Annotated in this window: 26 protein-coding genes; 18 read left to right on the forward strand and 8 right to left on the reverse strand. The window is 67.3% G+C overall.

Features of this window, described 5'->3' with window-relative positions:
• Window positions 1-21: 21 nt before the first annotated feature.
• Window positions 22-426, reverse strand: a complete 405-nt coding sequence (locus ACSHSS_RS06825; protein WP_006399779.1) for a nuclear transport factor 2 family protein — start codon at window positions 424-426, stop codon at window positions 22-24.
• Between the two features lie 184 nt (window positions 427-610).
• Complete coding sequence (gene pdxR / locus ACSHSS_RS06830; RefSeq protein ID WP_445544764.1) at window positions 611-2,140, reverse strand: MocR-like pyridoxine biosynthesis transcription factor PdxR; 1,530 nt, start codon at window positions 2,138-2,140, stop codon at window positions 611-613.
• 238 nt (window positions 2,141-2,378) lie between these two features.
• On the opposite strand from pdxR, the gene ACSHSS_RS06835 reads away from it, so the two are divergent.
• Both ACSHSS_RS06835 and phnY read left to right on the forward strand, forming a co-directional pair.
• Window positions 2,379-2,708 (forward strand): GNAT family N-acetyltransferase, encoded by a 330-nt coding sequence (locus tag ACSHSS_RS06835; RefSeq protein WP_012217215.1) that lies wholly within the window; start codon window positions 2,379-2,381, stop codon window positions 2,706-2,708.
• A gap of 28 nt (window positions 2,709-2,736) precedes the next feature.
• Window positions 2,737-4,191, forward strand: coding sequence for a phosphonoacetaldehyde dehydrogenase (gene phnY / locus ACSHSS_RS06840; RefSeq protein ID WP_445544765.1), 1,455 nt, complete (start codon window positions 2,737-2,739; stop codon window positions 4,189-4,191).
• A 188-nt stretch (window positions 4,192-4,379) separates the two neighbouring features.
• On the opposite strand, the gene ACSHSS_RS06845 is transcribed toward phnY, so the two are convergent.
• Window positions 4,380-5,066, reverse strand: coding sequence for an alpha/beta hydrolase (locus tag ACSHSS_RS06845; protein ID WP_060111588.1), 687 nt, complete (start codon window positions 5,064-5,066; stop codon window positions 4,380-4,382).
• Between the two features lie 511 nt (window positions 5,067-5,577).
• On the opposite strand from ACSHSS_RS06845, the gene ACSHSS_RS06850 reads away from it, so the two are divergent.
• The 6 genes from ACSHSS_RS06850 to ACSHSS_RS06875 all read left to right on the forward strand — a co-directional run bounded on the left by ACSHSS_RS06850 (window position 5,578) and on the right by ACSHSS_RS06875 (window position 11,644).
• The gene (locus tag ACSHSS_RS06850) at window positions 5,578-7,989 is read left to right on the forward strand and encodes an MCP four helix bundle domain-containing protein (protein WP_445544766.1); all 2,412 of its coding nucleotides are present in this window, start codon (window positions 5,578-5,580) and stop codon (window positions 7,987-7,989) included.
• The gene (locus ACSHSS_RS06855) at window positions 7,986-8,732 is read left to right on the forward strand and encodes a methyl-accepting chemotaxis protein (protein WP_445544767.1); all 747 of its coding nucleotides are present in this window, start codon (window positions 7,986-7,988) and stop codon (window positions 8,730-8,732) included. The genes ACSHSS_RS06850 and ACSHSS_RS06855 overlap by 4 nt, the downstream gene beginning before the upstream one ends.
• Window positions 8,729-9,319, forward strand: a complete 591-nt coding sequence (locus ACSHSS_RS06860; RefSeq protein WP_105835615.1) for a hypothetical protein — start codon at window positions 8,729-8,731, stop codon at window positions 9,317-9,319. The genes ACSHSS_RS06855 and ACSHSS_RS06860 overlap by 4 nt, the downstream gene beginning before the upstream one ends.
• Before the next feature lie 57 nt (window positions 9,320-9,376).
• Entirely contained in the window at window positions 9,377-10,333 is a 957-nt protein-coding gene (locus ACSHSS_RS06865; protein WP_035954560.1) for a chemotaxis protein CheX, read from the forward strand.
• 30 nt (window positions 10,334-10,363) lie between these two features.
• On the forward strand, window positions 10,364-10,729 hold the full coding sequence (locus ACSHSS_RS06870; RefSeq protein WP_006399794.1) for a response regulator: 366 nt from the start codon (window positions 10,364-10,366) through the stop codon (window positions 10,727-10,729).
• A 120-nt stretch (window positions 10,730-10,849) separates the two neighbouring features.
• Window positions 10,850-11,644, forward strand: a complete 795-nt coding sequence (locus ACSHSS_RS06875) for an enoyl-CoA hydratase (protein WP_445544768.1) — start codon at window positions 10,850-10,852, stop codon at window positions 11,642-11,644.
• Between the two features lie 69 nt (window positions 11,645-11,713).
• On the opposite strand, the gene alr is transcribed toward ACSHSS_RS06875, so the two are convergent.
• The gene (gene alr / locus ACSHSS_RS06880) at window positions 11,714-12,835 is read right to left on the reverse strand and encodes an alanine racemase (RefSeq protein ID WP_105813672.1); all 1,122 of its coding nucleotides are present in this window, start codon (window positions 12,833-12,835) and stop codon (window positions 11,714-11,716) included.
• Window positions 12,836-13,116: 281 nt separating this feature from the next.
• Here alr and ACSHSS_RS06885 point away from each other — a divergent pair, with 281 nt between their 5' ends.
• The 9 genes from ACSHSS_RS06885 to ACSHSS_RS06925 all read left to right on the forward strand — a co-directional run bounded on the left by ACSHSS_RS06885 (window position 13,117) and on the right by ACSHSS_RS06925 (window position 21,021).
• A complete protein-coding gene (locus ACSHSS_RS06885) occupies window positions 13,117-13,488 on the forward strand; it encodes an MAPEG family protein (RefSeq protein ID WP_006399798.1) in 372 nt (123 codons plus the stop codon).
• Window positions 13,489-13,920: 432 nt separating this feature from the next.
• The gene (gene glnH / locus ACSHSS_RS06890; protein WP_039218698.1) at window positions 13,921-14,673 is read left to right on the forward strand and encodes a glutamine ABC transporter substrate-binding protein GlnH; all 753 of its coding nucleotides are present in this window, start codon (window positions 13,921-13,923) and stop codon (window positions 14,671-14,673) included.
• 64 nt (window positions 14,674-14,737) lie between these two features.
• On the forward strand, window positions 14,738-15,394 hold the full coding sequence (gene glnP / locus ACSHSS_RS06895) for a glutamine ABC transporter permease GlnP (protein ID WP_048803772.1): 657 nt from the start codon (window positions 14,738-14,740) through the stop codon (window positions 15,392-15,394).
• Entirely contained in the window at window positions 15,391-16,119 is a 729-nt protein-coding gene (gene glnQ / locus ACSHSS_RS06900) for a glutamine ABC transporter ATP-binding protein GlnQ (RefSeq protein ID WP_445544769.1), read from the forward strand. The genes glnP and glnQ overlap by 4 nt, the downstream gene beginning before the upstream one ends.
• A gap of 18 nt (window positions 16,120-16,137) precedes the next feature.
• Window positions 16,138-17,187: a C45 family autoproteolytic acyltransferase/hydolase gene (locus tag ACSHSS_RS06905; RefSeq protein ID WP_060145782.1), complete on the forward strand. Its 1,050-nt coding sequence runs from the start codon at window positions 16,138-16,140 to the stop codon at window positions 17,185-17,187.
• Window positions 17,188-17,201: 14 nt separating this feature from the next.
• Window positions 17,202-18,536 carry an aspartate aminotransferase family protein gene (locus ACSHSS_RS06910; RefSeq protein ID WP_445544770.1) on the forward strand — a complete coding sequence of 445 codons (1,335 nt, stop codon included), beginning with the start codon at window positions 17,202-17,204 and terminating at the stop codon, window positions 18,534-18,536.
• Window positions 18,537-18,600: 64 nt separating this feature from the next.
• Window positions 18,601-19,155: a carboxymuconolactone decarboxylase family protein gene (locus ACSHSS_RS06915; RefSeq protein WP_043279473.1), complete on the forward strand. Its 555-nt coding sequence runs from the start codon at window positions 18,601-18,603 to the stop codon at window positions 19,153-19,155.
• 123 nt (window positions 19,156-19,278) lie between these two features.
• Window positions 19,279-20,178: a lipid A hydroxylase LpxO gene (lpxO, locus tag ACSHSS_RS06920; RefSeq protein WP_105756265.1), complete on the forward strand. Its 900-nt coding sequence runs from the start codon at window positions 19,279-19,281 to the stop codon at window positions 20,176-20,178.
• Between the two features lie 123 nt (window positions 20,179-20,301).
• Window positions 20,302-21,021 (forward strand): hypothetical protein, encoded by a 720-nt coding sequence (locus ACSHSS_RS06925; protein WP_261509259.1) that lies wholly within the window; start codon window positions 20,302-20,304, stop codon window positions 21,019-21,021.
• A gap of 61 nt (window positions 21,022-21,082) precedes the next feature.
• Here ACSHSS_RS06925 and ahpF read toward each other — a convergent pair whose 3' ends face one another.
• From ahpF to ACSHSS_RS06945, 4 genes are all read right to left on the reverse strand, one after another.
• On the reverse strand, window positions 21,083-22,681 hold the full coding sequence (ahpF, locus tag ACSHSS_RS06930) for an alkyl hydroperoxide reductase subunit F (protein WP_155817398.1): 1,599 nt from the start codon (window positions 22,679-22,681) through the stop codon (window positions 21,083-21,085).
• Between the two features lie 118 nt (window positions 22,682-22,799).
• A complete protein-coding gene (gene ahpC, locus ACSHSS_RS06935; RefSeq protein ID WP_006399806.1) occupies window positions 22,800-23,363 on the reverse strand; it encodes an alkyl hydroperoxide reductase subunit C in 564 nt (187 codons plus the stop codon).
• Between the two features lie 170 nt (window positions 23,364-23,533).
• Window positions 23,534-23,779, reverse strand: coding sequence for a CopG family transcriptional regulator (locus ACSHSS_RS06940; RefSeq protein ID WP_088927047.1), 246 nt, complete (start codon window positions 23,777-23,779; stop codon window positions 23,534-23,536).
• Between the two features lie 94 nt (window positions 23,780-23,873).
• Window positions 23,874-24,776 (reverse strand): LysR substrate-binding domain-containing protein, encoded by a 903-nt coding sequence (locus ACSHSS_RS06945; protein ID WP_006399808.1) that lies wholly within the window; start codon window positions 24,774-24,776, stop codon window positions 23,874-23,876.
• 175 nt (window positions 24,777-24,951) lie between these two features.
• On the opposite strand from ACSHSS_RS06945, the gene ACSHSS_RS06950 reads away from it, so the two are divergent.
• Complete coding sequence (locus ACSHSS_RS06950) at window positions 24,952-26,118, forward strand: branched-chain amino acid ABC transporter substrate-binding protein (protein ID WP_445544771.1); 1,167 nt, start codon at window positions 24,952-24,954, stop codon at window positions 26,116-26,118.
• Window positions 26,119-26,240 lie beyond the last annotated feature (122 nt).

The raw sequence follows: 26,240 nt of genomic DNA on the forward strand, positions 1-26,240 counted from the left end.
GATTCGTTTCAAATTCGCGGATCACGCCGGCTGCTTCGGGCGCTCCTTGCGGAACGCGCGTTTGACCGCGATGAGGCCGTCGCGGAATTCGAACAGGTCGCAGCCTTCGGCCTCGATGCGCCAGCCTTCCGCGTGCGTGCCGGTGAATACCCATTCGGACACGCCGCGATTGCCGGTCACGTAGTGGCGGCCGCGGCCCCAGTGCGCGTCGGGGAAGGTCTTGAACACCGCTTCGAACGCGGCGCGCACGGCGTCGCGGCCGACGAAGCGCGTGCCGTGCACGTCCGGGCCGCCGGCGGCGTCGAACACGCAGTCCTCGGTCATGAAGCCCATCAGCGCATTTGCGTCGTGTCGGTTGAACGCGTCGGAAAAGGCCGCGAGCGTGGCGGCCGTGACGGCGGCGGGGGCGGTGAGCGTATCTGCCATAACGTGTCTCCTGTCGAGTGATGGGCGACCGCGCTGCGCTGGCACGCATGCGGCACGCGGTATCGACACGTTAGTGAGCGGCGGTTTTTGACGGTAGCGCCAGTTCGGGGGTTTCGCTTGGGCCAGCGTACACGCGCGGCGCCGGCGTGCGTGCGGCGCGGATCATGCGCGCATCATGCGCGCCTTATCGGGCCGGACGCTGGCCGTTCACGCGCTGCGCGAGCGCCTGCACCCCCGCATCGATCCGCTCCAGCGGAATCGCCGAGAAGCCCATCCGGAAACAGCGGCGCGCATCGGCGTCGTCGTTCATGAAGAACACGTCGCCCGGTTCGATCAGGATGCCGGCCGCCTGCGCGTCGGCCGCGAGGCGCACCGCATCGAGCCACGGCGGGCCTTCGACCCAGCACGACGCGCCGCCCGTCACGCGCACGTAGCGCGCGTCCGGCAGATGCGTGTCGAGCGCGGCCATCAGCGCCTGCGAGCGCTCGCTGTACGCGTGCGCGAGCCGGCGCAGCAGCGCATCGTGATGGCCGAGCGCGAGAAACGTCGCGAACGCGCGCTGGATATACGCGACCGGATGGCGCACCATCAGCCGCCGCAACGCGCGCAGCTCGCGGATCAGCGCGCGCGGACCGACCACGTAGCCGAGCCGCAGCCCCGGCGCGAAAGTCTTCGACAGGCTGCCGACGTAGATCACGCGATCGGCGGTGTCGAGGCTCTTCAGCGCCGGATGCGGCGTGCCCGAGAACGTGTTCTCGCTCTCGTAGTCGTCCTCGATGATCACGAAGTCGTGCTGCCGCGCACGTTCGAGCAGCGCGCGGCGGCGTTCGACCGGCATCGTCGCGGTGGTCGGGCACTGATGGCTCGGCGTCACGTACACGTAGTCGCAGCGCGCGAGCGCCGCGTCCTGCTCGTCGGGCGCGATGCCGTTGCCGTCGACGGGCAGCGGCAGCAGCCGCGCGTTGCGGTTCTCGAAGATGTTGCGCGCGTCCGGATAGCCGGGATTCTCGAAGCCGACCGTCGTGTGCTTGCCGCACAGTAGGTCCGCGATCAGGTACAGCGCTTGCTGGCAGCCGTTCGTCACGACGATCTCGTCCGGCATCGCGAACACGCCGCGCCGCGGCAGCACGCGTGTGCGGATCTGCTGGATCAGCGATTCGTCGTCGCGTTCGATCAGGTCCGGTGCCCAGTTGCGGATCTCCATCACCGACAGCGCCTTCAGGCAGCATTCGCGCCAGTCGTTGGTCGGAAACAGCGACTGGTCGAACTGCCCGTAGATGAACGGGAATTCGTAGTGCTGCCAGTTCGCGGGCTTCACGATGTTGCGCTGCCTCGACGGTGGATGCGCGATCCGCTCGTGCCACGCAGGGCGGCCCGCATCGTCGTCGCTGTCCGGCTTCGCGTCGGGCGGCGTCGGCGTGAAGCCCGGCAGCCCTTCGAGCATCTTCGGATTCACGAAATGACCGCTGCGCTCGCGCGAGATCAGGTACCCCTCTTCGACGAGCATCTGGTACGCGAGCACGACCGTGTTGCGCGCGACGCCGAGCTGGTCGGCCAGTTCGCGGCTCGACGGCAGCGCGGCGTCCGGCGGCAGCTGACCGTCGAGGATCGCGGCGACGAGCATGCGCCGGATCTGGTCCTGCAGGCTCGTCCTCGACGTCGACGACCGCCGGAACTGCTGCGCCCATAACGCGGTCGGGGTACGGCTCGACATGCTTTCTCCTTCGAACGTGGCGGACACCGCGGCGCATCGCGCGGTATCGCGAGCATACGCGCGCCGCGACGCGGATGTGGACTCAATGAAAGGCGGCGTCTGGTACTACTGCGCACCGACGTGGCAAGACGATACTGAACTCGCCGCCGCTGCACGATCCGGAAAACTCCCCGGTACGCAGGCGCGGGACGACGCACGCGTGCGTCGCGAGAGCGGGAGTGGGAGCGGAGGGAGCGTGATGCACGTCGTCGTGTTCAGGGATCGTTGCGCGCGCGTGATTCGCATCGTCTTCGACGATGCGCAGGCGGTGGCGGTCGCGTATCGCGACGACGAAGCGGTCGGCGAGCTGAGCGTCGACGACAGTGCACGTGCGCCGCTGCTCGTGCGGCTCTATGTCGAGCCCGCGTACCGGCGCAGCGGCATCGCGCATACGCTGCTCGCGCATGTGTCGCGCGTGCTGGGCGAGCCGATTCGTATCGATGCACACACGCACGCCCGGCCCGACTCGCCGGCATGGACGACGCTGTGCCGCTGCCTCGCGCACGAAGGGCTCGTCGTCGTCGACTGACGAACAAGGACAGAAAAAGGGAGACCCCATGAGCACGGTGCTGAAGTCGATTCCCGTCTCGGACGCACGGCACGAAGCGTTGCGGATCGACGGGCAACGCGTGTGGCGCGACGCGACGATCGACGTGCGCCACCCCTACGACGGCACGCTCGTCGGCACGGTGCCGAAGGCGACACTCGACGACGTGCGGCGCGCGTTCGCGGTGGCGCGCGCGTATCGACCGACGCTCACGCGCCACGAACGCGCGGCGATCCTGCGTCGCGCAGCCGACATCGTGCGCGCGCGCACGGCCGAAATCGCCGCGCTGATCACCGCGGAAGCGGGCTTGTGCATCAAGGATTCGACCTACGAAGCGGGGCGCGTGGCCGACGTGCTGACGTTCGGCGCCGGCGAAGTACTGAAAGACGACGGGCAGATCTTCTCGTGCGATCTGACGCCGCACGGCAAGAAGCGCCGCGTGTACACGCAGCGCGAGCCGCTGCTCGGCGCGATCTCGGCGATCACGCCGTTCAACCATCCGATGAACCAGGTCGCGCACAAGGTCGTGCCGTCGATCGCGACGAACAACCGGATCGTCGTGAAGCCGTCGGAGAAGGTGCCGCTGTCGTGTTATCTCTTCGCGGACATCCTCTATGAAGCGGGCCTGCCGCCGCAGATGCTGCAGGTGATCACCGGCGACCCGAACGAGATCGCGGACGAACTCGTGACCAATCCGGCGATCGACCTGATCACGTTCACGGGCGGCGTGTCGATCGGCAAGTCGATCGCATCGCGCATGGGCTACCGGCGCGCCGTGCTCGAGCTCGGGGGCAACGATCCGATCATCGTGATGGAAGACGCCGATCTCGACGAAGCGAGCACGCTCGCGGTGTCGGGCTCGTACAAGAACTCCGGGCAGCGCTGCACCGCGATCAAGCGGATGCTCGTGCACGAGGCGGTGGCCGATCGCTTCACCGAGCTCGTCGTCGAGAAAACGCGCGCGTGGTCGTACGGCAATCCGGCCGATCCGTCGAACGACATGGGCACGGTGATCGACGAAGCGGCCGCGATGTTCTGCGAGTCGCGCGTGAACGATGCGATCGCGCGCGGCGCGCGGCTGCTGGTCGGCAATGTACGCGACGGCGCGCTGTATTCGCCGACGGTCGTCGATCGCGTAACGCCCGACATGCCGCTCGTGAAGTACGAAACGTTCGGGCCCGTGTCGCCGATCATGCGCTTTCGCGACATCGACGAAGCGATCCGGATGTCGAACAGCACCGACTATGCGTTGTCGTCGTCGATCTGCACGAACCGCTTCGACTACATCACGCGTTTCATCACCGAACTCGAGGTGGGCAGCGTGAACGTGCGCGAGGTGCCGGGCTACCGGCTCGAACTGACGCCGTTCGGCGGCGTGAAGGATTCGGGGCTCGGCTACAAGGAGGGCGTGCAGGAGGCGATGAAGAGCTTCACGAACGTGAAGACATATTCGCTGCCGTGGTGAGCGACGCGTGCTGTTCCGCCGCGATCGTCGCGGCTAACGTTAAGGATGTTGCAGGGCGGCGTGCCGAAGCAGGCGCGGCGTTCCGTGAACGTCGATCCTGACGCGTAGCGTGCCGCACGCAATCGCATGCGCGCAGCATCGCGCGACGCCACATCGACACGACGCGCACGGACCGAGCGGCGACGAACTTAGCTCAAGCCGACGCGCTCGCCGACCCACCGACCGAAGTCGCGCACCATGTCGGCCGTCAGTTCGTGTCCGGCCGCATAGCGTCGCATGTCGTGCGCGACGCCCAACGCGGTCAGTTTCGCATCGGCCGTTTCGGCCCACGTGACGGGCAGCTTGTCGTCCGCGTCGCCGTGCAGGATCAACGCGTGCAGCGAACGCAGTGCGTCGCGCGGTGCGATCAGCGGATCGATCTCGGGCAGGATGCGTCCGCAGAGCACCGCGAAGCCGACGACGTCGGCCGGCGACGTGAGCGCGACGCTCGCGCTCATGATGCCGCCTTGGCTGAAGCCGGCGATCACGGTCGGCAGCGCGGCATCCGCGCCGTCCTGCGCGCGGAACGCGTGCAGCAGCGCGATCAGTTTCAGGCGGCTCGCGTTCGCGCGCGCGGGATCGATCTCGGGGCCGTTCGGCCCGAAGCGCACCGGAAACCATGCATGCTGGCCGGGACCGAAGCCGAGCGGCGCGCGCAGGAACGCGATCTCGATGCGCGGGTCGATCGCGTCGGCGACGTGCAGAAGGTTCGTCTCGTTGCCGCCCACGCCGTGCAGCAGCAACAGGCGCGCGGCCGGGCGCGTGCCGCTTGCGGCGCGCAGCCGATATTGCAGGCCGGATTCGGGATCGGTGGTCAGCGGCAGGACGTCGGTCATCGTGAGCTTCCGGAACAGGGCGAAGCCGACAGTCTAGTGCGTCGCGGCGCGTGCGTGAACGCACGCGGCGGAACGAGTCCGTTTCTTTTCCGGCATGAGTGGCCTCGCGCACATCGGCGACGTGGGCGCGTGACGACGTGCCGCCCATTCAACGACCGACGTGCCGTACATAAAAGAACCGCGCGATAATCGGCATTCGGTAATGCGAAAACGTTTGCCGATAATCGAAGAATCGATTTTTTGCCGATTATCGAACGGTAATTGAACCGCGCCATACCTGAAGCGCCGTGCGGCGCGGATCGCCTCGCCGGGAAAGGCAGGCCGGAGGTTAACGGCAGCCTATCAAGAATCTTTAGCGTTTTTGATCGCAATAAATCATTGCATTTTCGTCGATGACCGATCGATTTTTCGTCATCAGACAGTCATATACCTTCCCCGATAATTCGGCGCTCACATTCTTTCAACAGACCAGAGCGCGAGTGAAATCGAATCGCGGCGGGGAGCAGTTCACATGACCATTCGTCATCGCATTACGTTGCTGGTTGTTCTGACGTTCGTCGCGTTGTCCGCGATCGGCGTCTATGCCGTGTACCAGACGCGCAAGAGCGCATCCGAGGTTCGCCAGGTCACGCAGGGCATCGTGCCGAGCGCGCTCGCGTCGGCCGATCTCGTCGCCGACGTGAAGAACATCCAGATCGCGACGATGACGCTCGTGTACGCGCCCGACCCCAACACCGTCGCGCAGGCGGCCGACGAGCTGAAGACGAAGGAGGCCGCATTGCGCGCGGCGCTCGACGCGCAGGCGCGCTCGGCGGTCGGCCGCGCACAGCAGGGGCTCGTCGCGCAGGCGAAGGACAGCGCCGCGAACTACTTTGCGGCGATCGACGACACCGTGAAGATGAAGACGGCCGGCAAGGCCGAAGTGGCGCAGGCGTACCTGTTCGCGAACGTCGCGCAGTACCGCGACGAACTCGAAAGCATCGTCGACACGCTGCGCGTCGAGAAGAACCGGCAGAAGGACGACGCGATCCTTGCGCTGAACGGCATGCTGTCGACGACGGCGACCGCGATCGGCGGTGTCGCGGGCACGGTCGTCGTGCTGCTGACCGCGCTCGGCTTCGTGCTGTATCGGCAGATCACGCGTCCGCTGAGCCGGATGCAGACGATGATGAGCGAGATCGCGACGAGCCAGGACTTCACGCGCCGCGTGCCGGTGGGGCGGATGGACGAGATCGGCCATTCGATCGTCGCGTTCAACGGGATGATCGAGAAGATCCAGGAGAATGCCGCGCAACTGAAGCAGAAGACGGCCGACATCCAGGCGATGCTGCAGAACATGCAGCAGGGGATTCTGACGGTGGTCGACGGCGGCGTCGTGCATGCCGAATATTCGGCGTACCTCGAGACGATCTTCGAGACGCGCGACATCGCGGGGCGCGACCTGATGGCGCTCGTGTTCGACGATTCGGACCTCGGCTCGGACGCGCGTTCGCAGGTCGAGGCGGCCGTGCACGCCTGCCTCGGCGAGGACAGCATGAACTTCGCGTTCAACGAGCATCTGCTCGTAAACGAAGTCGCGAAACGGATGCCGGACGGCCGTCACAAGTGGCTGGACCTGAGCTGGTCGGCGATCACCGACGAGACCGATACCGTCGTGCGGCTGATGCTCTGCGTGCGCGACGTGACCGAGATCCGCGAGCTGACCGCGCAGGCCGGCGAGCAGCAGCGCCGCCTCGAGATGATCGGCGAGATCCTTGCGATCAGCCAGGACAAGTTCCACGACTTCGTGCACAGCGCGAAGGGCTTCCTCAGCGAGAACGAGCGGATGATCCGGCAGCACGAGCGCGCGGATCACTCCGTCGTCGCCGCGCTGTTCCGCAACATGCATACGATCAAGGGCAATGCGCGCACGTACAGCCTGCAGCATCTGACCAACATCGTGCACGAAGCCGAGCAGGCGTACGAATCGCTGCGCCGCGCGGACAGCGGCCCCGAATGGAATCGCGACGCGCTGATGGAAGATCTCGCGCGCGTGCGCGAAGCCATCGATCACTACGCGACGATCAACGCCGTCACGCTGGGCCGCAGCGGCGGCCCGGCCGACGGCGCGCCGGCCGATTATCTGATGGTCGAGCGTGCGCATATCAGCGAAAGCCTGCGGATGCTCGATCGCGCCGACCCGGCGAACGCGGCCGACTGGCGCGCGGCGCGCGATGCCGTGCGCCGAATGCTGAGCCAGCTCGGCACGCAGGGGATCGGCGACGCGCTCGGCGGCGTGATCGAATCGCTGCCGTCGCTCGCGACCGAACTCGGCAAGCCGGCGCCCGTCGTGCACATCGACAGCCGCGGCTGGCGCGTGCGCAGCGAGATCGCGCCGACGCTGAAGAACGTCTTCATGCACCTGATGCGCAATGCGATCGATCACGGGATCGAAACGTCCGACGAGCGCCGTGCGGCGGGCAAGCCGGCGGCGGGCACGATCGACGTCGCGGTCGACGTCGATGCAGATGCGCTGCGCTTCGTGCTGCGCGACGACGGCCGCGGGCTCGCGCTCGAGCGCATTCGCGCGATCGCGCAGGAACGCAGCTGGCTCGATGCGGATGCGCCCGCGCTGTCGGACGAGGCGGTCGCCGAACTGATCTTCCGGCCGGGCTTCTCGACCGCGCGCGCGGTGACCGAGGTATCGGGGCGCGGCGTCGGGATGGACGCGGTACGCAACTTCCTGAAGCGCGACGGCGGCGACATCGTGCTGCGCTTTACCGACGCGTGCGTCGGCGCGCCGTATCGTGCGTTCGAGACGATCGTGTCGCTGCCCGCGCGTTTCGCGGCGGACGGCCACGCGCACGGCGACGGACATGTGGCCGGCGCCGCCCGGCAGGCGGCCGACGCGGGCATCGGCGCACGCTTCAGCACCGCGGAGTGATCGTGAGCGTCTGGACGATCGCGAGCGCCGCGGCGCTCGCATCCGGTTTCATCGTCGCACTGGCCGCAATCGGCGTGTTCCGTGTGCGCGACGCACGGCGCGTTGCCGCGATGACGGGCGAAACCGATGCATTGCGCGCCGCGCTCGCCGCGGCCGACGCGCGCGCCGACGAAGCGACGGCCGCGCATGCGGACGCGGCGAGCGCCTGGGCGGAGCGCGAAGCGCAACTCGAGGACGCGCTCGCGCGCGAGCGTGGCGAATGCGACGCGCAGCGCGAGGCCTGCCGTACGCTCGCCGCCGAACGCGACGCGCTCGCGCAGCACGCGACGAAGATCGCCGACGAAGCGGCTCGCCTGCGCGGGCTCGCGGGCACGTTCGAGCGCTGGCACGAGCAGATGATTTCGCTGACCGCGCAGAACCAGGACATGCGCACGAAGAACCAGGAGCTGTCGGCGATCGTCGCGCACGTGTCGATCGTGTCGCTGAATGCGTCGATCGAAGCCGCGCGTGCGGGCGCCGCGGGCCGCGGCTTCTCGATCGTCGCGAGCGAGGTGCGCGGGCTCGCCGCGCGCTCGCAGCAACTGTCGAACAGCTATCGCGACAGCCTGAACCGCAACGATCTCGTCACGGCTGCGACGTTCCAGGACATTCAGGCCGGCGGCAAGATGATCACGGCCGCGCTCGCGACGGTCGAGACGCTGGCCGGCCAGCTGCGCGCGCGACTCGACGGAGCGGCCGCGTGATCAGCGCACAGGCGAAGGCCGGTTTCGAGCGGATCTTCTTTGACGCCGCGCGCACGCGGCTCGCCGCCGACAGCGCGTGCGACATCCGGCCCGTCGCGCACGATGCGGGCGATGCCGAGAGCGCGGCCGCGTCCCGCTCTACGTCGCGCGCGAACGCGCGCGCGGCCGAGCACCTTGCGGTGCTGACGATTTCCGCGCTGCATTTCCGGCTGCTGCTCGCGCTGAATTTTCGCGACGACGAAGCGACACGCCGCCATTTCGCGTCCGCGATGCAGGCGGGCGGTGCACAGCGGCCGCTGCCGGAAGCGTTCATGGAGATCGCGAACCTGTGTTGCGGCGCGATCAACCAGGCGCTGACGGCGGCGTTCCCCGATCTCGGGATGTCGACGCCGTATCTGCTGCACGGCGCGAGCGTCGACTATCTGGCCGCGCTTCGCCCGGACCACATGGCCGCCTACGACGTGACGCTCGACGGCGACGTGCGGATCGGCGCGACGCTCTGCGTCTGCGCGAACGCGCCGGTCGACTTCCACGTGCCGGAAACGGCCGCCGCGGTAGACGCCGGCGGCGCGCTCGAACTGTTCTGACCGGCCCCGACGAAACCCGCGCGCGTGCCGCGCGATCGAACCCGAGGATTTCGCGAGATGACCGAAGACCAACCCGTCAGCAAGGTGCTGGTGCTGGAAGACAGCCGCGCGCATGCGGACGCGATCAAGCGCTTTTGCGACGAACATCATTTGGTCGGGCTGACCGTGCGACGCAACCGGCTGCTGCAGGTGCTGCGCTCGAACATCGACCTCGGCGCGATCCTGCTTGCCGAAGACTACGGCGGCTCGCCGGCCGAGAGCGCGATCGTCGCGACGCAGATCGACGCGCTGCGCCCGGAGTTGCCGATCATCCTGCGCCGCACGTCGCTCGCGTCGCGCGAGGGGCTGCCGGAGGCGCTCGCCCGCGTCGCCTGCGCCGCGTACGTCGCGGACGACATGACGCCGCTGCGCCGCGCGATCGACGAATACCTGTTCAGCCGCGACTACCCGAACGCGCTCGTGCGCGGCATCTCGGAGATCACCGAGGCGCGGCTCGACACGCTGTTTCCGGGGATGACGATCGAGCGCGACACACCGTGCATCGTGCGCGACCAGATCATCTTCGGCGAGGTGTTCAGCCTGATCGCGCTGGAAAGCGCGTGGTGCCGCGGCTACATGCTGCTGCAGACGAGCGAGCAGCCGCTGCTCGACATGATCGGCAGCGTGCATCGCGACCGGGCGCCGGACTTTCGCGACGTCAACGGCGTGCTCGGCGAACTGACGAATCTCGTCTGGGGCGCGTTCAAGAACCGCTACCTCGGCGACGCCGACGCGCTCGCGCGTCACCCGGTGCAGGTGCCGCTCGTCGTCAATCACAAGCAGAAGTTCATCTCGTTCGGCGGCGACTGTCCGCAGCTCTGTTTCAAGTACCGGATGACGGATCCGGCGAGCGGCCGCGCGGTGCAGATCGATCAGCGCTTCGTGTTCAGCCTCAGCTGGTCGCCGGAGGATTTCCGCGAGCAGGTGCCGGACGTCGGGCCGCTGGTCGAGTCGGGCGAACTCGAACTGTTTTGAAGTCAGCACTACACGAAAGGGGAATACCGCATGGCAAAGATTCTGGTGGTCGACGATTCGGGCACGGTGCGCGACGAGGTCGCGGGCTTTCTGCGCAATCACGGACTCGACGTCGCGACGGCGGTCGACGGCAAGGACGGGCTCGCGAAGCTGCGCACGACGCCCGGCGTGCGGCTCGTGATCAGCGACGTCAACATGCCGAACATGGACGGGCTGACGATGGTCGAGAAGATCCGCGGCGAGCTCGCGAACACGTCGGTCAACGTCGTGATGCTGACGACCGAAAGCAGCCCGGCGATGAAGGAGCGCGGCAAGGCCGCCGGCGTGAAGGGCTGGATCGTGAAGCCGTTCAAGGGCGATGCGGTGCTCGATGCGCTGAAGAAGCTCGCGAGCTGAGCGCGGCGTCGCGCCGCGCCGCCGGCGACTGGACGGCGCGCCGAATGTGGAGGACCATTTGACCGTCTTCGTCTGTCGATGCCGGAGCGAATCCGGCCGAACCTCGTCGAGCGGAACATCATGGAACCCGATCACGCGACTTCCGAGCCGATCCTGTTGCGCGACCTGCGCGACGGCGTCGTCACGCTGCGGCTGAACCGGCCGCAGCAGTTCAACGCCTTGTCCGAAGCGATGCTGGCCAGCCTGCAGGACGCATTCGATTCGCTGGCCGCCGACGCGCGCGTGCGCTGCGTCGTGCTGGCCGCCGAAGGCAAGGCGTTCTGCGCGGGGCACGACCTGCGCGAGATGCGCAGCAAGCCCGATCTCGACTATTACCGCACGCTGTTCGCGCAATGCAGCGGCGTGATGCTCGCGATGCGCGCACTGCCGGTGCCGGTGATCGCGCGCGTGCACGGGATCGCGACGGCGGCCGGCTGCCAGCTCGTCGCCGCCTGCGATCTCGCGATCGCCGCCGATACCGCGCGCTTCGCGGTGTCGGGCATCAACGTCGGGCTGTTCTGTTCGACGCCGGCCGTCGCGCTGAGCCGCAACGTATCGGCCAAGCGCGCGTTCGACATGCTCGTGACCGGGCGCTTCGTCGACGCGGCGACGGCCGCCGCATGGGGCCTCGTCAACGAGGCCGTGCCGGCCGATGCGCTCGACGCGGCGGTCGCGCGCAAGGTCGCGGAGATCGTCGCGAAGAGCCCGGCCGCGGTGCGCTACGGCAAGCAGATGTTCTACCGGCAGCGCGAACTGCCGCTCGACGACGCGTATGCGTACGCGGGCGACGTGATGGCGCGCAACATGATGGAAGAGGATGCCGGCGAGGGCATCGATGCGTTCCTGGAAAAGCGCGCGCCGACGTGGCGCGCGTAGCGGGGCGCGGGCGCTGCGCCGCGATTGGCGCGGCGCCGACCGGAACGCGGCGGCGCGCGCGCCGCGCGTTCAGCGGCCGTAGCTGCCGGTGCGCAGGGCCGGCTGGAGCGTCGACGCGCCCGGCGGCACGATCGCGACCGGCACGCGGCGCGCGAGCGCGCACATCAGCTCGTAGCCGATCGTGCCGCTCGCTTCGGCCACGTCGTCCACCTTCACCCGATCGCCCCAGAGCTCGACGCTCGAGCCGATCCCCGCGTTCGGGCACGGCGTGAGGTCGACCGTCAGCATGTCCATCGACACGCGGCCGACGACGCGCGTGAGCACGCCGTCCACCGCGATCGGCGTGCCGGTCGGCGCGTGACGCGGATAGCCGTCCGCGTAGCCGCACGCGACGACGCCGATCCGCATCGGCCGCTCGGCCGTGAAACGGCGGCCGTAGCCGACCGTCTCGCCGGCCGCGAGCGTCTGCACGCCGATGATCTTGCTCGTCAGCGTCATCGCGGCCATCAGCGGCGTATCGGCGATGTGCCGCGCCGCGCCGGTCGGCGAGGCGCCGTACAGGATCGTGCCGGGCCGCACCCAGTCGCGGTGCGCGCGCGGATGCCAGAGCACGGCGGCCGAATTCGACAGCGTGCGCTCGCCGGGAATGCCTGCCGTGGCGGCGTCGAACTGCGCGAGCTGCCAGTCGATTTCGCCTTCGTCCGCATTCGCGAAATGCATCATCAGCGTAATCCGGCCGATCGACGGCGCGCTCGCCGCGCGCTCCCACGCGGCGCGGAATGCGTCGGGCCGGTAGCCGAGCCGGTTCATTCCGGAATTCATCTTCAGCTGGATGTCGATCGGCTGCTGCGGCTTGGCCGCGATCAGCAGATCGAGCTGCTCGTCGCAGTGAACGGCGACCGTCAGCCGATGGCGCTCGACGAGTTCGACGTCGGCCGGCTCGAAGATCCCTTCGAGCAGCAGCACGGGCTTGTCCCAGCCGAGCTCGCGCACGCGTACCGCTTCGTCGAGGTCGAGCAGCGCGATGCCATCGGCGGCCGCGAGGCCCGGATAGATGCGCTCGATGCCGTGGCCGTATGCGTTGGCCTTCACGACGGCCCACACGCGCGACTGCGCGGCCGTCCGGCGGATGAAGTCGAGGTTGTGGCGGACGGCGTCGGGACGGATATGGGCGACGATGGGACGGGGCATGTCGGGGCTCGTATCGATGGTCTTGGGCACGCGCGACGGCGCGGGGCAGGCTCGCGCGAGAATGCGTCGAGCCAGTGTCGACCGCTATCTTATTGGTGTTCGACCAGTTTTAATTAACGTTTTTATCGGAGATTTGGTAGAAGTTTATGGCTCGCGCGACCGCCGCACGGCCATGACGCCCGAGTCTGCCGTCTAGAAAACCGGTGCGCGACCGGCGCGCCACAATGCTAAGCTCTCGCGACTTTGTCATTGATCAATGTAACCATAAGGAGGAGACGAAGATGACGACCTCGCAGCTATGCCTGTTCATCGTCGCGCTGTTGCCGTTCCCGATGACGATGCTCGCGAAGGCGCGCAAGGGCTACGACAATCACGCGCCGCGCGAGTACCTCGCGAAGCTTCAAGGCTGGCGTGCGCGGGCGCAGGCCGCGCACCAGAACGCGTGGGAAGCGCTCGCGCTGTTTACGGCCGCGCTCGTGGTCGCGTGGCACAACGGCGCGAACGCGCAGCACGTCGACCGGCTCGCGATCGCGTTCGTCGCGATCCGGATCGTCTATGCGCTGATGTATCTGCTGAACTGGGCGTCGCTGCGCTCGCTCGTCTGGTTCGCGGGCATGGTCTGCATCGTTTCGCTGTTCTTCGCCGGCCCTTGACGGCCGTGCATCGCTGATCGCCGGCCGGCGGCGCGCATCGCCACTGCGGATGCGCGCACGATCGCCGGCCCGCTTCCTCTCGACGCGTGCGTCGCCGATGCGCGCGCCCGAATCCCGACGCGACGTGCCGATGACGGCCGTCGCCGCTTCCGCTCCCCGCCCCGCAACATCCTGCCGCGCCGACTGCATCGCGTCGGTCGGGCGCCCGTCCTTTCCTGCGCCGCCACGCGTCGTCTCCGGCCGCGCCGCACCCGTCCGGGTTTGTCTCGATGCAAATGCATGTTGCGCACTTTTTTGGTGTCGTAGTATCGCCATTGACAACATATGTTGTGTCGATATCTAATTACGCATCGCATGTTGTGATGCCGACCGACGTTGTCGCTCGTGCCGGCCAGCGGGCCGGCGCCTCGCTCAATCATGCGGAGAAAAGCCATGAGTCGCCGTTCCTTCCTGAAAGCCGTCGCGGTTGCTGCCGCGCTCGGCGCAAGCGTCGCGCACGCAGATACCAAGACGCTCGTCGTCGGCACCGATACGTCGTTCATGCCGTTCGAGTTCAAGCAGGGCGACAAGTACGTCGGCTTCGATCTCGACCTGTGGGCCGAGATCGCGAAGGATCAGGGCTGGAAATACACGATCCAGCCGATGGATTTCGCGGGGCTGATTCCGGCGCTGCAAACGCAGAACATCGACGTCGCGCTGTCCGGGATGACGATCCGCGAAGAGCGCAAGAAGGCGATCGATTTTTCCGCGCCGTACTACGACAGCGGGCTTGCCGCGATGGTGCAGGTCGGCAACACGACGATCCGCTCGATCGACGATCTGAACGGCAAGGTGATCGCCGCGAAGACGGGCACGGCGACGATCGACTGGATCAAGGCGCATCTGAAGCCGAAGGAGATTCGTCAGTTCCCCAACATCGATCAGGCCTATCTCGCGCTCGAGGCCGGCCGCGTCGATGCCGCGATGCACGACACGCCGAACGTGCTGTTCTTCGTGAACAACGAAGGCAAGGGCAAGGTGAAGGTCGCGGGCCAGCCGGTCAGCGGCGACAAGTACGGGATCGGTTTTCCGAAGGGCAGCGCGCTCGTGCCGAAGGTCAACGCGTCGCTCGTGAAGATCCGGGCCGACGGCCGTTACGCGCAGATCTACCGGAAGTGGTTCGGCGCCGAACCGCCGAAGATGTGAGCGCGATCGTGCAACGCGGCGCGGCCCGACGGTCGCGCCGGTTTCGACTCGAAGGGGACGACAAGTGAATTTCGATTGGTCGGCGATCTGGGCGGCGCTGCCGGACCTGATGGACGGGGTCCGGTTGACGGTGTTCATCGCATTTTTCGGGCTCGCGGGCGGGTTCGTCGTCGGCATGATCGCGGGCATGTTCCGCGCATACGGGCCGAAGGCGATGAACGTGCTCGCGCAAATTTATATCGAACTGATCCGCGGCACGCCGATCGTCGTGCAGGTGATGTTTCTGTATTTCGCGCTGCCGCTGCTCGCGCATATCCGGATCGACGGCCTGACGGCCGCGATCATCGCGATCACCGTGAATTCGGGCGCGTATCTCGCGGAAGTCGTGCGCGGCGCGCTGCTGTCGATTCCGAAGGGATTGACCGAGGCGGGGCTCGCGATGGGGCTATCGATGCCGCGCGTGCTGCTGAAGGTGGTCGGGCCGCTCGCGTTCCGGCGACTGATTCCGCCGCTCGGCAACCAGTGCATCGTGAGCCTGAAGGACACCTCGCTGTTCATCGTGATCGGCGTCGGCGAACTGACGCGCAAGGGGCAGGAGATCATCGCGGGCAATTTTCAGGCGGTCGAGATCTGGACCGCGGTGGCGATCCTTTATCTGATACTGACCGGTGCAATGACGCTCACGCTGCGCGTCGTCGAAAAGAGGATGCGGATCCTATGAGCATGATCGAATTCCAGAATGTGTCGAAGAGCTTCGGGCACGTGCCGGTGCTCAAGCATATCGACCTGAAGATCGACGCGGGCGAAGTCGTCGTCGTGATCGGGCCGTCCGGCTCCGGCAAGTCGACGATGCTGCGCTGTATCAACGCGCTCGAGAAGATCACGAGCGGCGAACTGCTCGTCGACGGGCGCAGCGTCCGCGGCCACGCGTCGACGATCCGCCAGATCCGGCTCGAGGCCGGCATGGTGTTCCAGCAGTTCAACCTGTTTCCGCAGATGACGGCGCTCGAGAACGTGATGTTCGGGCCGATCCAGGTGCGTGGCGCATCGCGCGCCGACGCGCGCGACCAGGCGCTGGCGCTGCTCGCGAAGGTCGGGCTCGAATCTCGCGCGAATCACTATCCGTCGGAGCTGTCGGGCGGCCAGCAGCAGCGCGTCGCGATCGCGCGCGCGCTCGCGATCCGGCCGCGGCTGATGCTGTTCGACGAACCGACGTCGGCGCTCGATCCGGAGCTGCGCCACGAAGTGCTGAAGGTGATGCAGGATCTCGCGACCGAAGGGATGACGATGATCGTCGTCACGCACGAGATCGGCTTCGCGAAACGCGTCGGCACGCGGCTGCTGTTCATGGATCAGGGCGGCATCGCAGAGGACGGCCACCCGGCCGACCTGATCGACCGGCCGCCGACGCCGCGGCTGAAGGAATTCCTCAAACACGTGTCCTGAACCTCTGACCGATACGACATGCCGCTTACCGTTTCTCCCGTCATCGCCGGCACGCCGTTCGACATCGGCGTGCGCCTCGGCGAGCTCGCGCGCCCGGTGTTCGACGCGTACATGCAGCAAAGCCGCGCATGGGCGGCCGTGCGCCGCTGGCGCGGCCACCCGTTCGTCGATGCGCTGCGGCAGGCCGCGCTCGCGGCCTATCCCGATCTCGTCGCGGAGCTCGACGGCATCGCGGCCGGCGTCGGCTGGCACGCCGACGACATCTTCCTCTGGAATTGCCGCGGCGAACTGATCCACAACGCGCCGGACGGCTGCACGACGCTTGCCGCGCGCGACGCCGACGGCACGCGCTGGATCGCGCACAACGAGGACGGCGATCCGTTCCTGCGCGAGCGCTGCCTGCTCGTCGACGTGAAGCCGCACGGCAAGCCGGGCTTCGTCAGCTTCTACTATCCCGGTTCGCTGCCGGGCCATACGTTCGCGGCGAACCGCGCCGGCATCGCGCAGGCGATCAACAATCTGCGGATCCGCACGCCGGCCGTCGGCGTCCCGCGCATGATCCTCGCGCGCGCGGTGCTCGACGCGACGTCGCTCGACGCGGCGCTCGACGTGCTGCGTACGCACGCGCGCGCGAGCGGCTTTCATCACACGCTCGGCGCGACCGGCGATGCGCGGCTGATGAGCGTCGAAGCGAGCGTCGCACGCTGCTCGGCGATCGACGTCGCGCAGCGCGCCGGCCACGCGAATCATCTCGTGCATCGCGGCAGCGAAGCGGAAGCGCAGATCGTCACGCAATCGTCCGCCGATCGCCAGCGGCGCGTCGACGTGCTGCTGCCCGAACTCGACGCGATCGACGAAGCGGCGTTGCGCGGTGTGCTCGCCGACCGCGCGCCGCACGGGCTGCCCATCTATCGCGACGATCCGGCCGATCCCGACGACGAAAACACGCTCGCGACGGCGGTGTTCGCGATCGGCGCGTCGTCGATCGACTTCACGATTCATCAGCACGGCGCCGCGTGTTACGCGACGCGCATCGTGCCCGACGCACGCGCGCACGGCGCGCACTGACCATGAGGCAACGCATGACGACCGTTTTCCATCGCGCGCCGCGCGCCACCTTGCCCGTCGCCGTGGCCGGCGACGGCATCGAGATCATCGATTCGACCGGCAAACGTTACATCGACGCCTGCGGCGGCGCGGCCGTCTCGTGTCTCGGCCACAGCAACCAGCGCGTGATCGACGCGATCAAGCGGCAGGTACAGCAACTGCCGTATGCGCATACGTCGTTCTTCACGACCGACGCGGCCGAGGAACTCGCCGACCGGCTCGTCGCCGCGGCGCCGGCCGGCCTCGAACACGTGTACTTCGTATCGGGCGGCTCCGAGGCGATCGAGGCCGCGCTGAAGCTCGCGCGACAGTATTTCGTCGAGAAGGGCGAGCCGCAGCGTCGCCACTTCATCGCGCGCCGGCAGAGCTATCACGGCAACACGCTCGGCGCGCTCGCAATCGGCGGCAATGCGTGGCGGCGCGAGCCGTTCCTGCCGCTGCTGATCGAAGCGCATCACGTGAGCCCGTGCTACGCGTACCGCGAACAGCGCGCCGATGAAACCGAGGAGGCGTTCGCGCAGCGCCTCGCCGACGAACTCGAAGCCAAGATCGTCGAGCTCGGCGCGGAAAACGTCGCGGCGTTCGTCGCGGAAACGGTGGTCGGCGCGACGGCCGGCGCCGTGCCGCCGGTGCGCACGTACCTGAAGAAGATCCGTGCCGTGTGCGACAAGTACGGCGTGCTGCTGATTCTCGACGAGATCATGTCGGGGATGGGGCGCACCGGCTATCTGTTCGCCTGCGAAGAGGACGGCGTCGCGCCCGATCTGCTGACGATCGCGAAGGGGCTGGGCGCCGGCTATCAGCCGATCGGCGCGACGCTCGTCAGCGACCGCATTTATCGGACGATCGTCGACGGATCGGGCTTCTTCCAGCACGGCCATACGTATCTCGGCCATGCGACCGCGTGCGCGGCCGCGCTCGAAGTGCAGCGCGTGATCGCCGAAGAGCATCTGCTCGACAACGTGCACGCGCGCGGCGAGCAGTTGCGCGCGGCACTGCGTGCGCGTTACGACGCGCATCCGCATGTCGGCGACGTGCGCGGCCGAGGCCTGTTCGTCGGCGTCGAACTCGTGCGCGATCGCGACAGCAAGGCGACGTTCGATCCCGCGCTGAAGCTGCATGCGGCGATCAAGCGCGAGGCGATGCAGCGCGGTTTGATGGTCTATCCGATGGGCGGTACGATCGACGGGCGCCACGGCGACCACATCCTGATCGCGCCGCCGTTCATCTGTACCGCGCAGCAGATCGACGCGATCGTCGAGCGGCTGTCGGACGCGATCGACGCGGCGCTGGCCGCCGCGCGCGCGTGACGACGCCCGGACGCACACGTTGCGGCGCTTGCCGCGTTCACCTTTTCATCGACCGTTGATCGTGATGACAGACAGACTGCCTCCCTTCGATGCCGCCACCGCGTCCGACGCGCAGAAGGCGGTGCTCGCCGAGATCCTGAACGGCCCGCGCGGCAACCTGAACGGGCCGTTTCTCGGCTGGATCGCAAGCCCCGAACTGGCGCAGCATGCGCAGCGCCTCGGCGCGTTCTGCCGCTACCGAACCGGGCTGCCGCTGCGGCTGTCCGAGCTCGCGATTCTCGTCACGGCCGCACGCTGGCGCTCGCAGGCGGAGTGGCACATCCACTATCCGATCGCGCTCGACGCCGGCGTGCCGGCCGCGACGGCCGACGCGATCCGCCGCGGCGTCGAGCCGCCGTTCGAGTCGGACGACGACGCGCTGATCCATGCGTTCGCGACCGAGCTGTACGACACGCGGCGCGTGAGCGACGCGACGTTCGCGCGCGCGCAGGCGCGCTTCGGGCACGAGGTCGTCGTCAATCTCGTCGCGCTGCTCGGCTACTACGCGCTCGTCGCGATGACGCTCAATACGTTCGATATGCGCGCGGACGGACAAACTGAATTGCCGTTTCCGGAATAATCTGCACGCCCGCGCGCCGGCGCGGCCGCGCGGGTTGGCGCGCGGGCCGCGGCGCACGCGTCACAGCGCAAGAAATTTTCTCCGTCATTAGAATGCCGTCAACTGGCTTACGGGGAATCGGAAATGCGTTGGGTCCTGTTGATCGTCTTTCTCGCGTGCGTCGTCTACACGCATCGACGGGGCAGGGTGCGACACCGCTTCTTCCGCCAACTGTCCGATCATTCGACGTTCACGGCGCCGCTGAACTGCTTTTCGTATGCGTTTTCGGCGGTGCCGACGACGCCGTTCATCGACACGCGTCATTTTCCGGAACTCGAGGCGCTGCGACGCGAATGGCGCACGTTCCGCGACGAGGCGATCGCGTTGCGCGACGCGAGCCGCATCAAGGCGTCGGACGCATACAACGACATCGGGTTCAATTCGTTCTTTCGCCGCGGCTGGAAGCGCTTCTATCTGAAGTGGTACGACGCGCCGCATCCGTCCGCGCAGGCGCTGTGTCCGCGGTCGGTCGAGATCCTGTCGCGCTTTCCGTCGATCAAGGCGGCGATGTTCGCATCGCTGCCGCCGGGCGGCACGCTCGGGCTGCATCGCGATCCGTACGCGGGCGCGCTGCGCTACCACCTCGGGCTCGATACGCCGAACGACGACGCGTGCCGGATCGTCGTCGACGGCGAGCCGTACGCGTGGCGCGACGGCGAAGCGGTGATGTTCGACGAGACGTATCTGCACTGGGCCGAGAACCGCACCGAGCACGACCGGATCATCCTGTTCTGCGATATCGACCGGCCGATGAGATTCCGCTGGGCGCAGTGGATCAACGATGCGTTCGGGCAGTTGCTGATGCGCGCGGCCGCGTCGCCGAACGAGATCGGCGACCGCACGGGCGGGCTCAATCGCGCGTTCCGCTATCTGTATATGATTCGGCTCGCCGGCAAGCGGCTGAAGGCGTGGAATCGCACGGTCTACTACATCGTCAAATGGGCGCTGTTCGGCGGCATCGCCGTCGCGATCTTCTGGCTCTGAAAGCGCGCCGCGGCCGATCCGTCCGACGATCGGCCCGAGATGCAACCAAATGTATTCGTCCGCGATGGCGTAGCGGCGGTCGAGTATGATGGCTTGTTCACGTCGTTCCGTCGGTGAGCAAGCATGACGAGTACCCGTAAGACCCTGATGATTGCCGGTGGGCTGCTGGTCGCCGCAGCCGCCACCGGATACGTGATGTTGCTGCGCGCGGACCACCGCGCGATCGCCGAGGCCGGCCTCGCGGATTCCTCCGCGCCTGGCGCCGCGCCCGCGCCCGCGGTTGCCACGCCGCCTGCAGACGACGGCCACACCGCGCAAGGCGCGATCGCGCCGCCCGTCGCGAAGGCCGCCAGCGCCGCGCACCCGACCCTTTCCGCTTCGTCCGCACCCGCCGCGCTCGCGCCGGCGCCCGCCGTTGCCGCAGCGCCGCCCGCGCCGGCGCCGGCCCGGCCGGCTGCGACGCCATCCGTGAAAGTCGTGACCGTCGACGCGCAGGATGCGCCCGCACCGGCGCATGCCGCGCCGCCGCAGCAGCACGCGCGACGCCAACGCGACGGCATCGAGCGCCATGCGGCCGTGAAGCCGGCAACGACGAAGGCGGAAATGAAAGCGGAAACGCCCGAAACGGCCGCGCTCGTCCGCGAATCGGCGAAGCTCGATCCGTCGTTGCCGCCGCCGACGATGCCGGTCGTTGCGACGACCGGCACGGCGCACACGAGCACCACGCGCCACGGTGCGTCGTCGGGTGCGAATCCGGTCGCCGCGGCGATGACCGAACAACTGGTCCGCGAATCGACGAACCTGAGCGCGCCGCCGCCGCGCGACAACGCACCGGCGAAATAAAAAAGCGCCCCGCACGCTGACCAGCGCATGCGGGGCGAAGAGAGATGCGTTGTGTCGCGCGTCAGGCGGCGACCGCTTCGTCGGCTTGCGGTTGCGTGTCGACAGCCGGCGTCGCGTCCTGGCGGATCAGATGATCGAATGCCCCGAGCGACGCCTTGGCGCCTTCGCCGACCGCGATCACGATCTGCTTGAACGGCACCGTCGTCACGTCGCCGGCCGCGAACACGCCGGGTACCGACGTCGCACCGCGTGCATCGACGACGATCTCGCCGTGCTTCGACAGCTCGACCGTGCCCTTCAGCCATTCCGTGTTCGGCACGAGGCCGATCTGCACGAACACGCCTTCGAGTTCGATCCGCTTCACGTCGCCCGAGCGACGGTCCGTATACACGAGCCCGTTCAGCTTGCTGCCGTCGCCGGTCAGCTCGGTCGTCTGCGCTTCGGTGATGACGGTCACGTTCGGCAGGCTGCGCAGCTTGCGTTGCAGCACTTCGTCCGCGCGCAGCTGCGCGCCGTACTCGATCAGCGTGACTGACTTCACGATGCCCGCGAGATCGATCGCGGCCTCGACGCCCGAGTTGCCGCCGCCGACGACCGCGACGCGCTTGCCCTTGAACAGCGGGCCGTCGCAGTGCGGGCAGTACGCGACGCCGCGGTTGCGGTATTCGCGTTCGCCGGGCACGTTGATCTCGCGCCACCGCGCGCCGGTCGCGAGCACGACCGTCCTGGCCTTCAGCACGGCGCCGTTCGCGAGGCGGATCTGATGCACGTCGCCGGGAATCAGCGCTTCGGCGCGCTGCACGTCCATGATGTCGACGTCGTACTGCTTCACGTGCTGTTCGAGCGCAGTCGCGAACTTCGGTCCTTCGGTTTCCTGCACCGACACGAAGTTCTCGATCGCCATCGTGTCGAGCACCTGGCCGCCGAAGCGTTCGGCGACCACGCCGGTCGCGATGCCCTTGCGCGCCGAGTAGATCGCGGCCGCCGCACCGGCCGGGCCGCCGCCGACGATCAGCGTGTCGAACACCGGCTTGTTCTCGAGCGACTTCGCCGCGCGTGCGCCGGCGCCCGTATCGAGCTTCGCGAGGATTTCCTTCACGCTGCTGCGGCCCTGGCCGAACGATTCGCCGTTCAGGAACATCGTCGGCACCGCCATGATCTGACGTGCTTCGACTTCGTCCTGGAACAGCGCGCCGTCGATCGCGACGTGACGGATGCGCGGATTGATCAGCGACATCACGTTCAGCGCCTGCACGACTTCCGGGCAGTTCTGGCACGACAGCGAGAAGTACGTCTCGAACGCATAGTCGCCGTCGAGCGCGCGGATCTGTTCGATCACGTCGTCGTCGAGCTTGATCGGATGGCCGCCCGTCTGCAGCAGCGCGAGCACGAGCGACGTGAATTCATGGCCCATCGGAATGCCCGCGAAGCGGATCCGCGCGGGCTGGCCCGGTTCGCCGATCGAGAACGACGGCGTGCGCGCCTCGTCGTCGCGGCGTTCGATCACGGTGACGCGCGTCGTCAGCGATGCAATCTCGTCGAGCAGCGCACGCAGTTCCTGCGACTTCGCGCTGTCGTCGAGCGATGCGACGAGTTCGATCGGGCGCGTGATTTTTTCGAGGTACGCTTTGAGTTGGGTCTTGAGATTGGCGTCGAGCATGGCGTTTCGGATTCCGTAGCGAAGGTTCCGGCCGGGCACTGCATGCCGGAGAAGGGGATGCGGGCCGCGCGATGCGGCGGCCCGCCGTCGCGCGCCTGTGCGGCGCGCGGGGCGATCGTCAGATCTTGCCGATCAGGTCGAGCGACGGGGTCAGCGTTTCCGCACCCGGCGTCCACTTGGCCGGGCAGACTTCACCCGGATGCGCGGCGATGTATTGCGCGGCCTGCACCTTGCGCAGCAGTTCGCCTGCGTCGCGGCCGATGCCGTTGTCGTGGATCTCGCAGAGCTTGATCTCGCCTTCCGGGTTGATCACGAACGTGCCGCGCAGCGCCATCCCTTCTTCCTCGATCAGCACGTCGAAGTTGCGCGACAGCGTCAGCGTCGGATCGCCGATCATCGGGTACTTGATCTTGCCGATCGTGTCCGACGTGTCGTGCCATGCCTTGTGCGTGAAGTGCGTGTCGGTCGACACTGCGTAGATCTCGACGCCGAGCTTCTGGAATTCCGCGTAGCGGTCGGCGAGATCGCCGAGTTCGGTCGGGCACACGAACGTGAAGTCGGCCGGGTAGAACACGACGACGGACCACTTGCCCTTGAAGTTCTCGTCGGACACGGGTACGAATTCGCCGTTGTGGTATGCGGTGGCCTTGAACGGTTTGATCTGCGTGTTGATGATCGGCATCTGGTGTTTCCCTTTGCGTCGGTGATGAATGGAGAGACGCCAGTATCCGGGTTCACCCGCAGTCTGTGAAATTGCTTGTTTTAATCCGCGGCATCGGGAAATTCTATGTGCGGTGCCGGCGAGCGTCGCGGCGGACGATCGGCCGGCTCGCCGGCTGCGTTCGAGGCGATTCAGCCGTCGGCGCGTCGCGGTTCGCACGACCATTCGGCGCGCGCATCGCGCTGATAGTCGATGCCGGACCGCGCGCGATGGCGCCACAGACCGAACGCGTCGGTGCTGCGTGCCTCGCCGATCCTGGCGACGTGGCGGCCGATGGCGTCGCGAATGACGGCATCGAGCGCGCGGTGTTCCGATTCGGCAATCCGCGTCAGTTCGGCGACGACCGTTGCAGGCAGATTGATTGAGATGCGACGCATTGTCACCCTCCGACTGTAGGACGCTCGTAGAGCGCCAAAGGGCGTGCTGCCCGTTGCTGTGAACGGGCATGCTGCGGCAATGCGAACGGCTATGTCAACCGCGCACTCCCGCCATCTCCCTCAACCATTCCGCGAGCCGCCTCGCGCCGTCCGGCAAGTCCGCGTCCTCGCGCGTGCAGAGGTAGTAGTCGCGGCCGTCCTCGAGCGCGTGATCGAACAGCTGCACGAGTTCGCCGCTCGCGAGTTCGCGCTCGACGAGCGGCGCGCGCAACAGCGCGACGCCGAGATCCGCACGTGCTGCGCTCAACGTGAGCTGCCCGTCCTCGAACATCGGGCCGACCGCGTGCGAGACGTTGCGCACGCCCGCGCCTTGCAGCCAGTTCACCCACGCGCTGCGATCCTCGTCGTGCACGAGCGGCGCATGCGCGAGATCGGCCGGCGTGGCAAACGGCCCGTGGCGCTTCAGGAACGACGGGCTGCACATCGGCACCATCGCGCCCGGCACCAGCCGTTCGCAGCGATAGCCGGGCCAATCGCCCGTGCCGAAGCGGATCGACAGATCCGACGCATCGCTGCGGTAGTTGCGGTGGTGCGCGTAGAGGACGGTGACGTCGACGTCCGTGTTCTCCGCGAGAAACGCGTGCAGCCGCGGAATGAACCAGCCGATGCCGAACAGCGGTATCAGGCTGATCGTGATCTGCCGCAGCGACGAACGGTCGCGCACGAAGCGCGTCGCGCTGCGCAGCACCGAGAACGCCGCGCTGATCGACCGGTAGTAGTCGCGTCCTTCGTCGGTCAGCGCGAGCAGCCGGCCGTCGCGTACGGTCAGCGGCGTCTGGATGAACGCTTCCAGCAGTTGCAGCTGATGGCTGACCGCGGACGGCGTGATGTCGAGTTCGGCCGCCGCCGCCGTGACCGAGCCGAGGCGCGCGAATGCCTCGAACGCGCGCACGGCACGCAACGGCGGATCGTCGTGTAACTGTTCGATATTTTTCATGTGTCGAATTTTATAGAAAAATCAGGGTAAGCGACAACAAGAAAAATGATCATGTTTTCATGACGTTGGCGTATCGTGTGCGGAACGGCATAAGCATCCAACGATTGAGTATTTGGGATGTTCGCGTCGACTATTTAATATTTTTCATGTTTTGACAGACTCACGGTCCCCGCACATGAAAATCGCTCGTTTCTCCGTCGGCTTCGCGTTGTCCGCGTTCGCGCTGGTCGCTGCCGTTCCCGCGTTCGCGCAATCCGCGCCCCAGACGATCCTGATCGGTCTCGCCGCGCCGCTGACCGGCCCGTCCGCGCGGATCGGCAAGGATCTGCAGAACGGCGCGCAACTCGCGATCGACGATGCGAACGCGAAGCATCCGACGATCGGCGGCAAGCCCGTCGTGTACAAGCTCGTCGCAGCCGACGACCAGTCGGACCCGCGCACGGCCGTCGCCGTTGCGCAGCAGCTCGTCGATCAGCACGTGATCGGCGTCGTCGGGCACTGGAACACGGGCTGCAGCGTGCCGGCGTCGCGCGTCTATCGCGACGCGGGCATTCCGCAGATCGCGCCGGCGTCGACGGGCCATCAGTACACGCAGCAGGGCTACGCGACGGCCTTCCGCATCATGGGTCACGACGATGCGGGCGGCAACTTCACGGGCGCCTACGCGGTGAAGACGCTGAAGGCGAAGCGCATCGCGGTGATCGACGATCGCACGTCGTTCGGCGCGGGGCTGGCCGACCAGTTCATCAAGGGCGTGCAGGCGAACGGCGGCACGATCGTCGATCGCCAGTACGTCAACGACAAGACGACCGACTTCAGCGGCGTGCTGACCGCGATCAAGGGCAAGCGCGCGGATCTCGTGTTCTTCGGCGGGCTCGATGCGCAGGCCGCGCCGATCGCACGCCGGATGCGCCAGCTCGGCGTGAACGCGCCGCTGCTCGGCGCGGGCGGTTTCGTGAGTCAGACCTTCCTGTCGCTCGCAGGCAAGGACGGCGACGGCGTGACCGCGCTCGAACCGGGCCTGCCGCTCGAGCGGATGCCGGGCGGCAAGGCGTTCGACGTGCAGTACCAGTCGCGTTTCCGCGCGCCGATCGAACTGCATGCGCCGTTTGCCTACGATGCGGCCGCCACGCTGATCGCGGCTGCGCAGAAGGCCGGCACGACGCAGCCGGCGAAACTGGTCGCCGCCGTGCGCGAGATCGACCGGCCGGGCGTGACGGGCGAGATCGCGTTCGACAAGGAAGGCAACCTGAAGAATCCGGCTTTCACGATCTATCAGGTGCGCGGCGGGAAATGGACAGTCGTCGATGTGCTCGGCGGCGCGCGCACCACGACGAAGTAGAGGACGACAGCTTTGCATAGGACGCGAGTAAGCGCTGAAGCGCCAACTCGGACCAAGCGCTAAAGCGCTAAGGAAACGCTGATCAATGGACCAACTTCCGAAGTTGCAGGCGAGATGGCTTC

This window comes from Burkholderia sp. BC1, from assembly GCF_052683555.1.

Excerpts from the sequence above, each read along its gene's own strand:
- ACSHSS_RS06885 (WP_006399798.1), top strand. The coding sequence starts at position 13,117 with ATGACGACCTCGCAGCTATGCCTGTTCATCGTCGCGCTGTTGCCGTTC.
- pdxR (WP_445544764.1), bottom strand. The coding sequence starts at position 2,140 with ATGTCGAGCCGTACCCCGACCGCGTTATGGGCGCAGCAGTTCCGGCGG.
- ACSHSS_RS06875 (WP_445544768.1), top strand. The coding sequence starts at position 10,850 with ATGGAACCCGATCACGCGACTTCCGAGCCGATCCTGTTGCGCGACCTG.
- ahpF (WP_155817398.1), bottom strand. The coding sequence starts at position 22,681 with ATGCTCGACGCCAATCTCAAGACCCAACTCAAAGCGTACCTCGAAAAA.
- ACSHSS_RS06950 (WP_445544771.1), top strand. The coding sequence starts at position 24,952 with ATGAAAATCGCTCGTTTCTCCGTCGGCTTCGCGTTGTCCGCGTTCGCG.
- ACSHSS_RS06915 (WP_043279473.1), top strand. The coding sequence starts at position 18,601 with ATGACAGACAGACTGCCTCCCTTCGATGCCGCCACCGCGTCCGACGCG.
- alr (WP_105813672.1), bottom strand. The coding sequence starts at position 12,835 with ATGCCCCGTCCCATCGTCGCCCATATCCGTCCCGACGCCGTCCGCCAC.
- lpxO (WP_105756265.1), top strand. The coding sequence starts at position 19,279 with ATGCGTTGGGTCCTGTTGATCGTCTTTCTCGCGTGCGTCGTCTACACG.
- ACSHSS_RS06910 (WP_445544770.1), top strand. The coding sequence starts at position 17,202 with ATGACGACCGTTTTCCATCGCGCGCCGCGCGCCACCTTGCCCGTCGCC.
- ACSHSS_RS06905 (WP_060145782.1), top strand. The coding sequence starts at position 16,138 with ATGCCGCTTACCGTTTCTCCCGTCATCGCCGGCACGCCGTTCGACATC.
- glnH (WP_039218698.1), top strand. The coding sequence starts at position 13,921 with ATGAGTCGCCGTTCCTTCCTGAAAGCCGTCGCGGTTGCTGCCGCGCTC.
- ACSHSS_RS06865 (WP_035954560.1), top strand. The coding sequence starts at position 9,377 with ATGACCGAAGACCAACCCGTCAGCAAGGTGCTGGTGCTGGAAGACAGC.
- ACSHSS_RS06870 (WP_006399794.1), top strand. The coding sequence starts at position 10,364 with ATGGCAAAGATTCTGGTGGTCGACGATTCGGGCACGGTGCGCGACGAG.
- ACSHSS_RS06845 (WP_060111588.1), bottom strand. The coding sequence starts at position 5,066 with ATGACCGACGTCCTGCCGCTGACCACCGATCCCGAATCCGGCCTGCAA.
- ACSHSS_RS06945 (WP_006399808.1), bottom strand. The coding sequence starts at position 24,776 with ATGAAAAATATCGAACAGTTACACGACGATCCGCCGTTGCGTGCCGTG.
- ACSHSS_RS06850 (WP_445544766.1), top strand. The coding sequence starts at position 5,578 with ATGACCATTCGTCATCGCATTACGTTGCTGGTTGTTCTGACGTTCGTC.
- phnY (WP_445544765.1), top strand. The coding sequence starts at position 2,737 with ATGAGCACGGTGCTGAAGTCGATTCCCGTCTCGGACGCACGGCACGAA.
- ACSHSS_RS06825 (WP_006399779.1), bottom strand. The coding sequence starts at position 426 with ATGGCAGATACGCTCACCGCCCCCGCCGCCGTCACGGCCGCCACGCTC.
- ACSHSS_RS06835 (WP_012217215.1), top strand. The coding sequence starts at position 2,379 with ATGCACGTCGTCGTGTTCAGGGATCGTTGCGCGCGCGTGATTCGCATC.
- ACSHSS_RS06940 (WP_088927047.1), bottom strand. The coding sequence starts at position 23,779 with ATGCGTCGCATCTCAATCAATCTGCCTGCAACGGTCGTCGCCGAACTG.
- ahpC (WP_006399806.1), bottom strand. The coding sequence starts at position 23,363 with ATGCCGATCATCAACACGCAGATCAAACCGTTCAAGGCCACCGCATAC.
- ACSHSS_RS06925 (WP_261509259.1), top strand. The coding sequence starts at position 20,302 with ATGACGAGTACCCGTAAGACCCTGATGATTGCCGGTGGGCTGCTGGTC.
- glnQ (WP_445544769.1), top strand. The coding sequence starts at position 15,391 with ATGAGCATGATCGAATTCCAGAATGTGTCGAAGAGCTTCGGGCACGTG.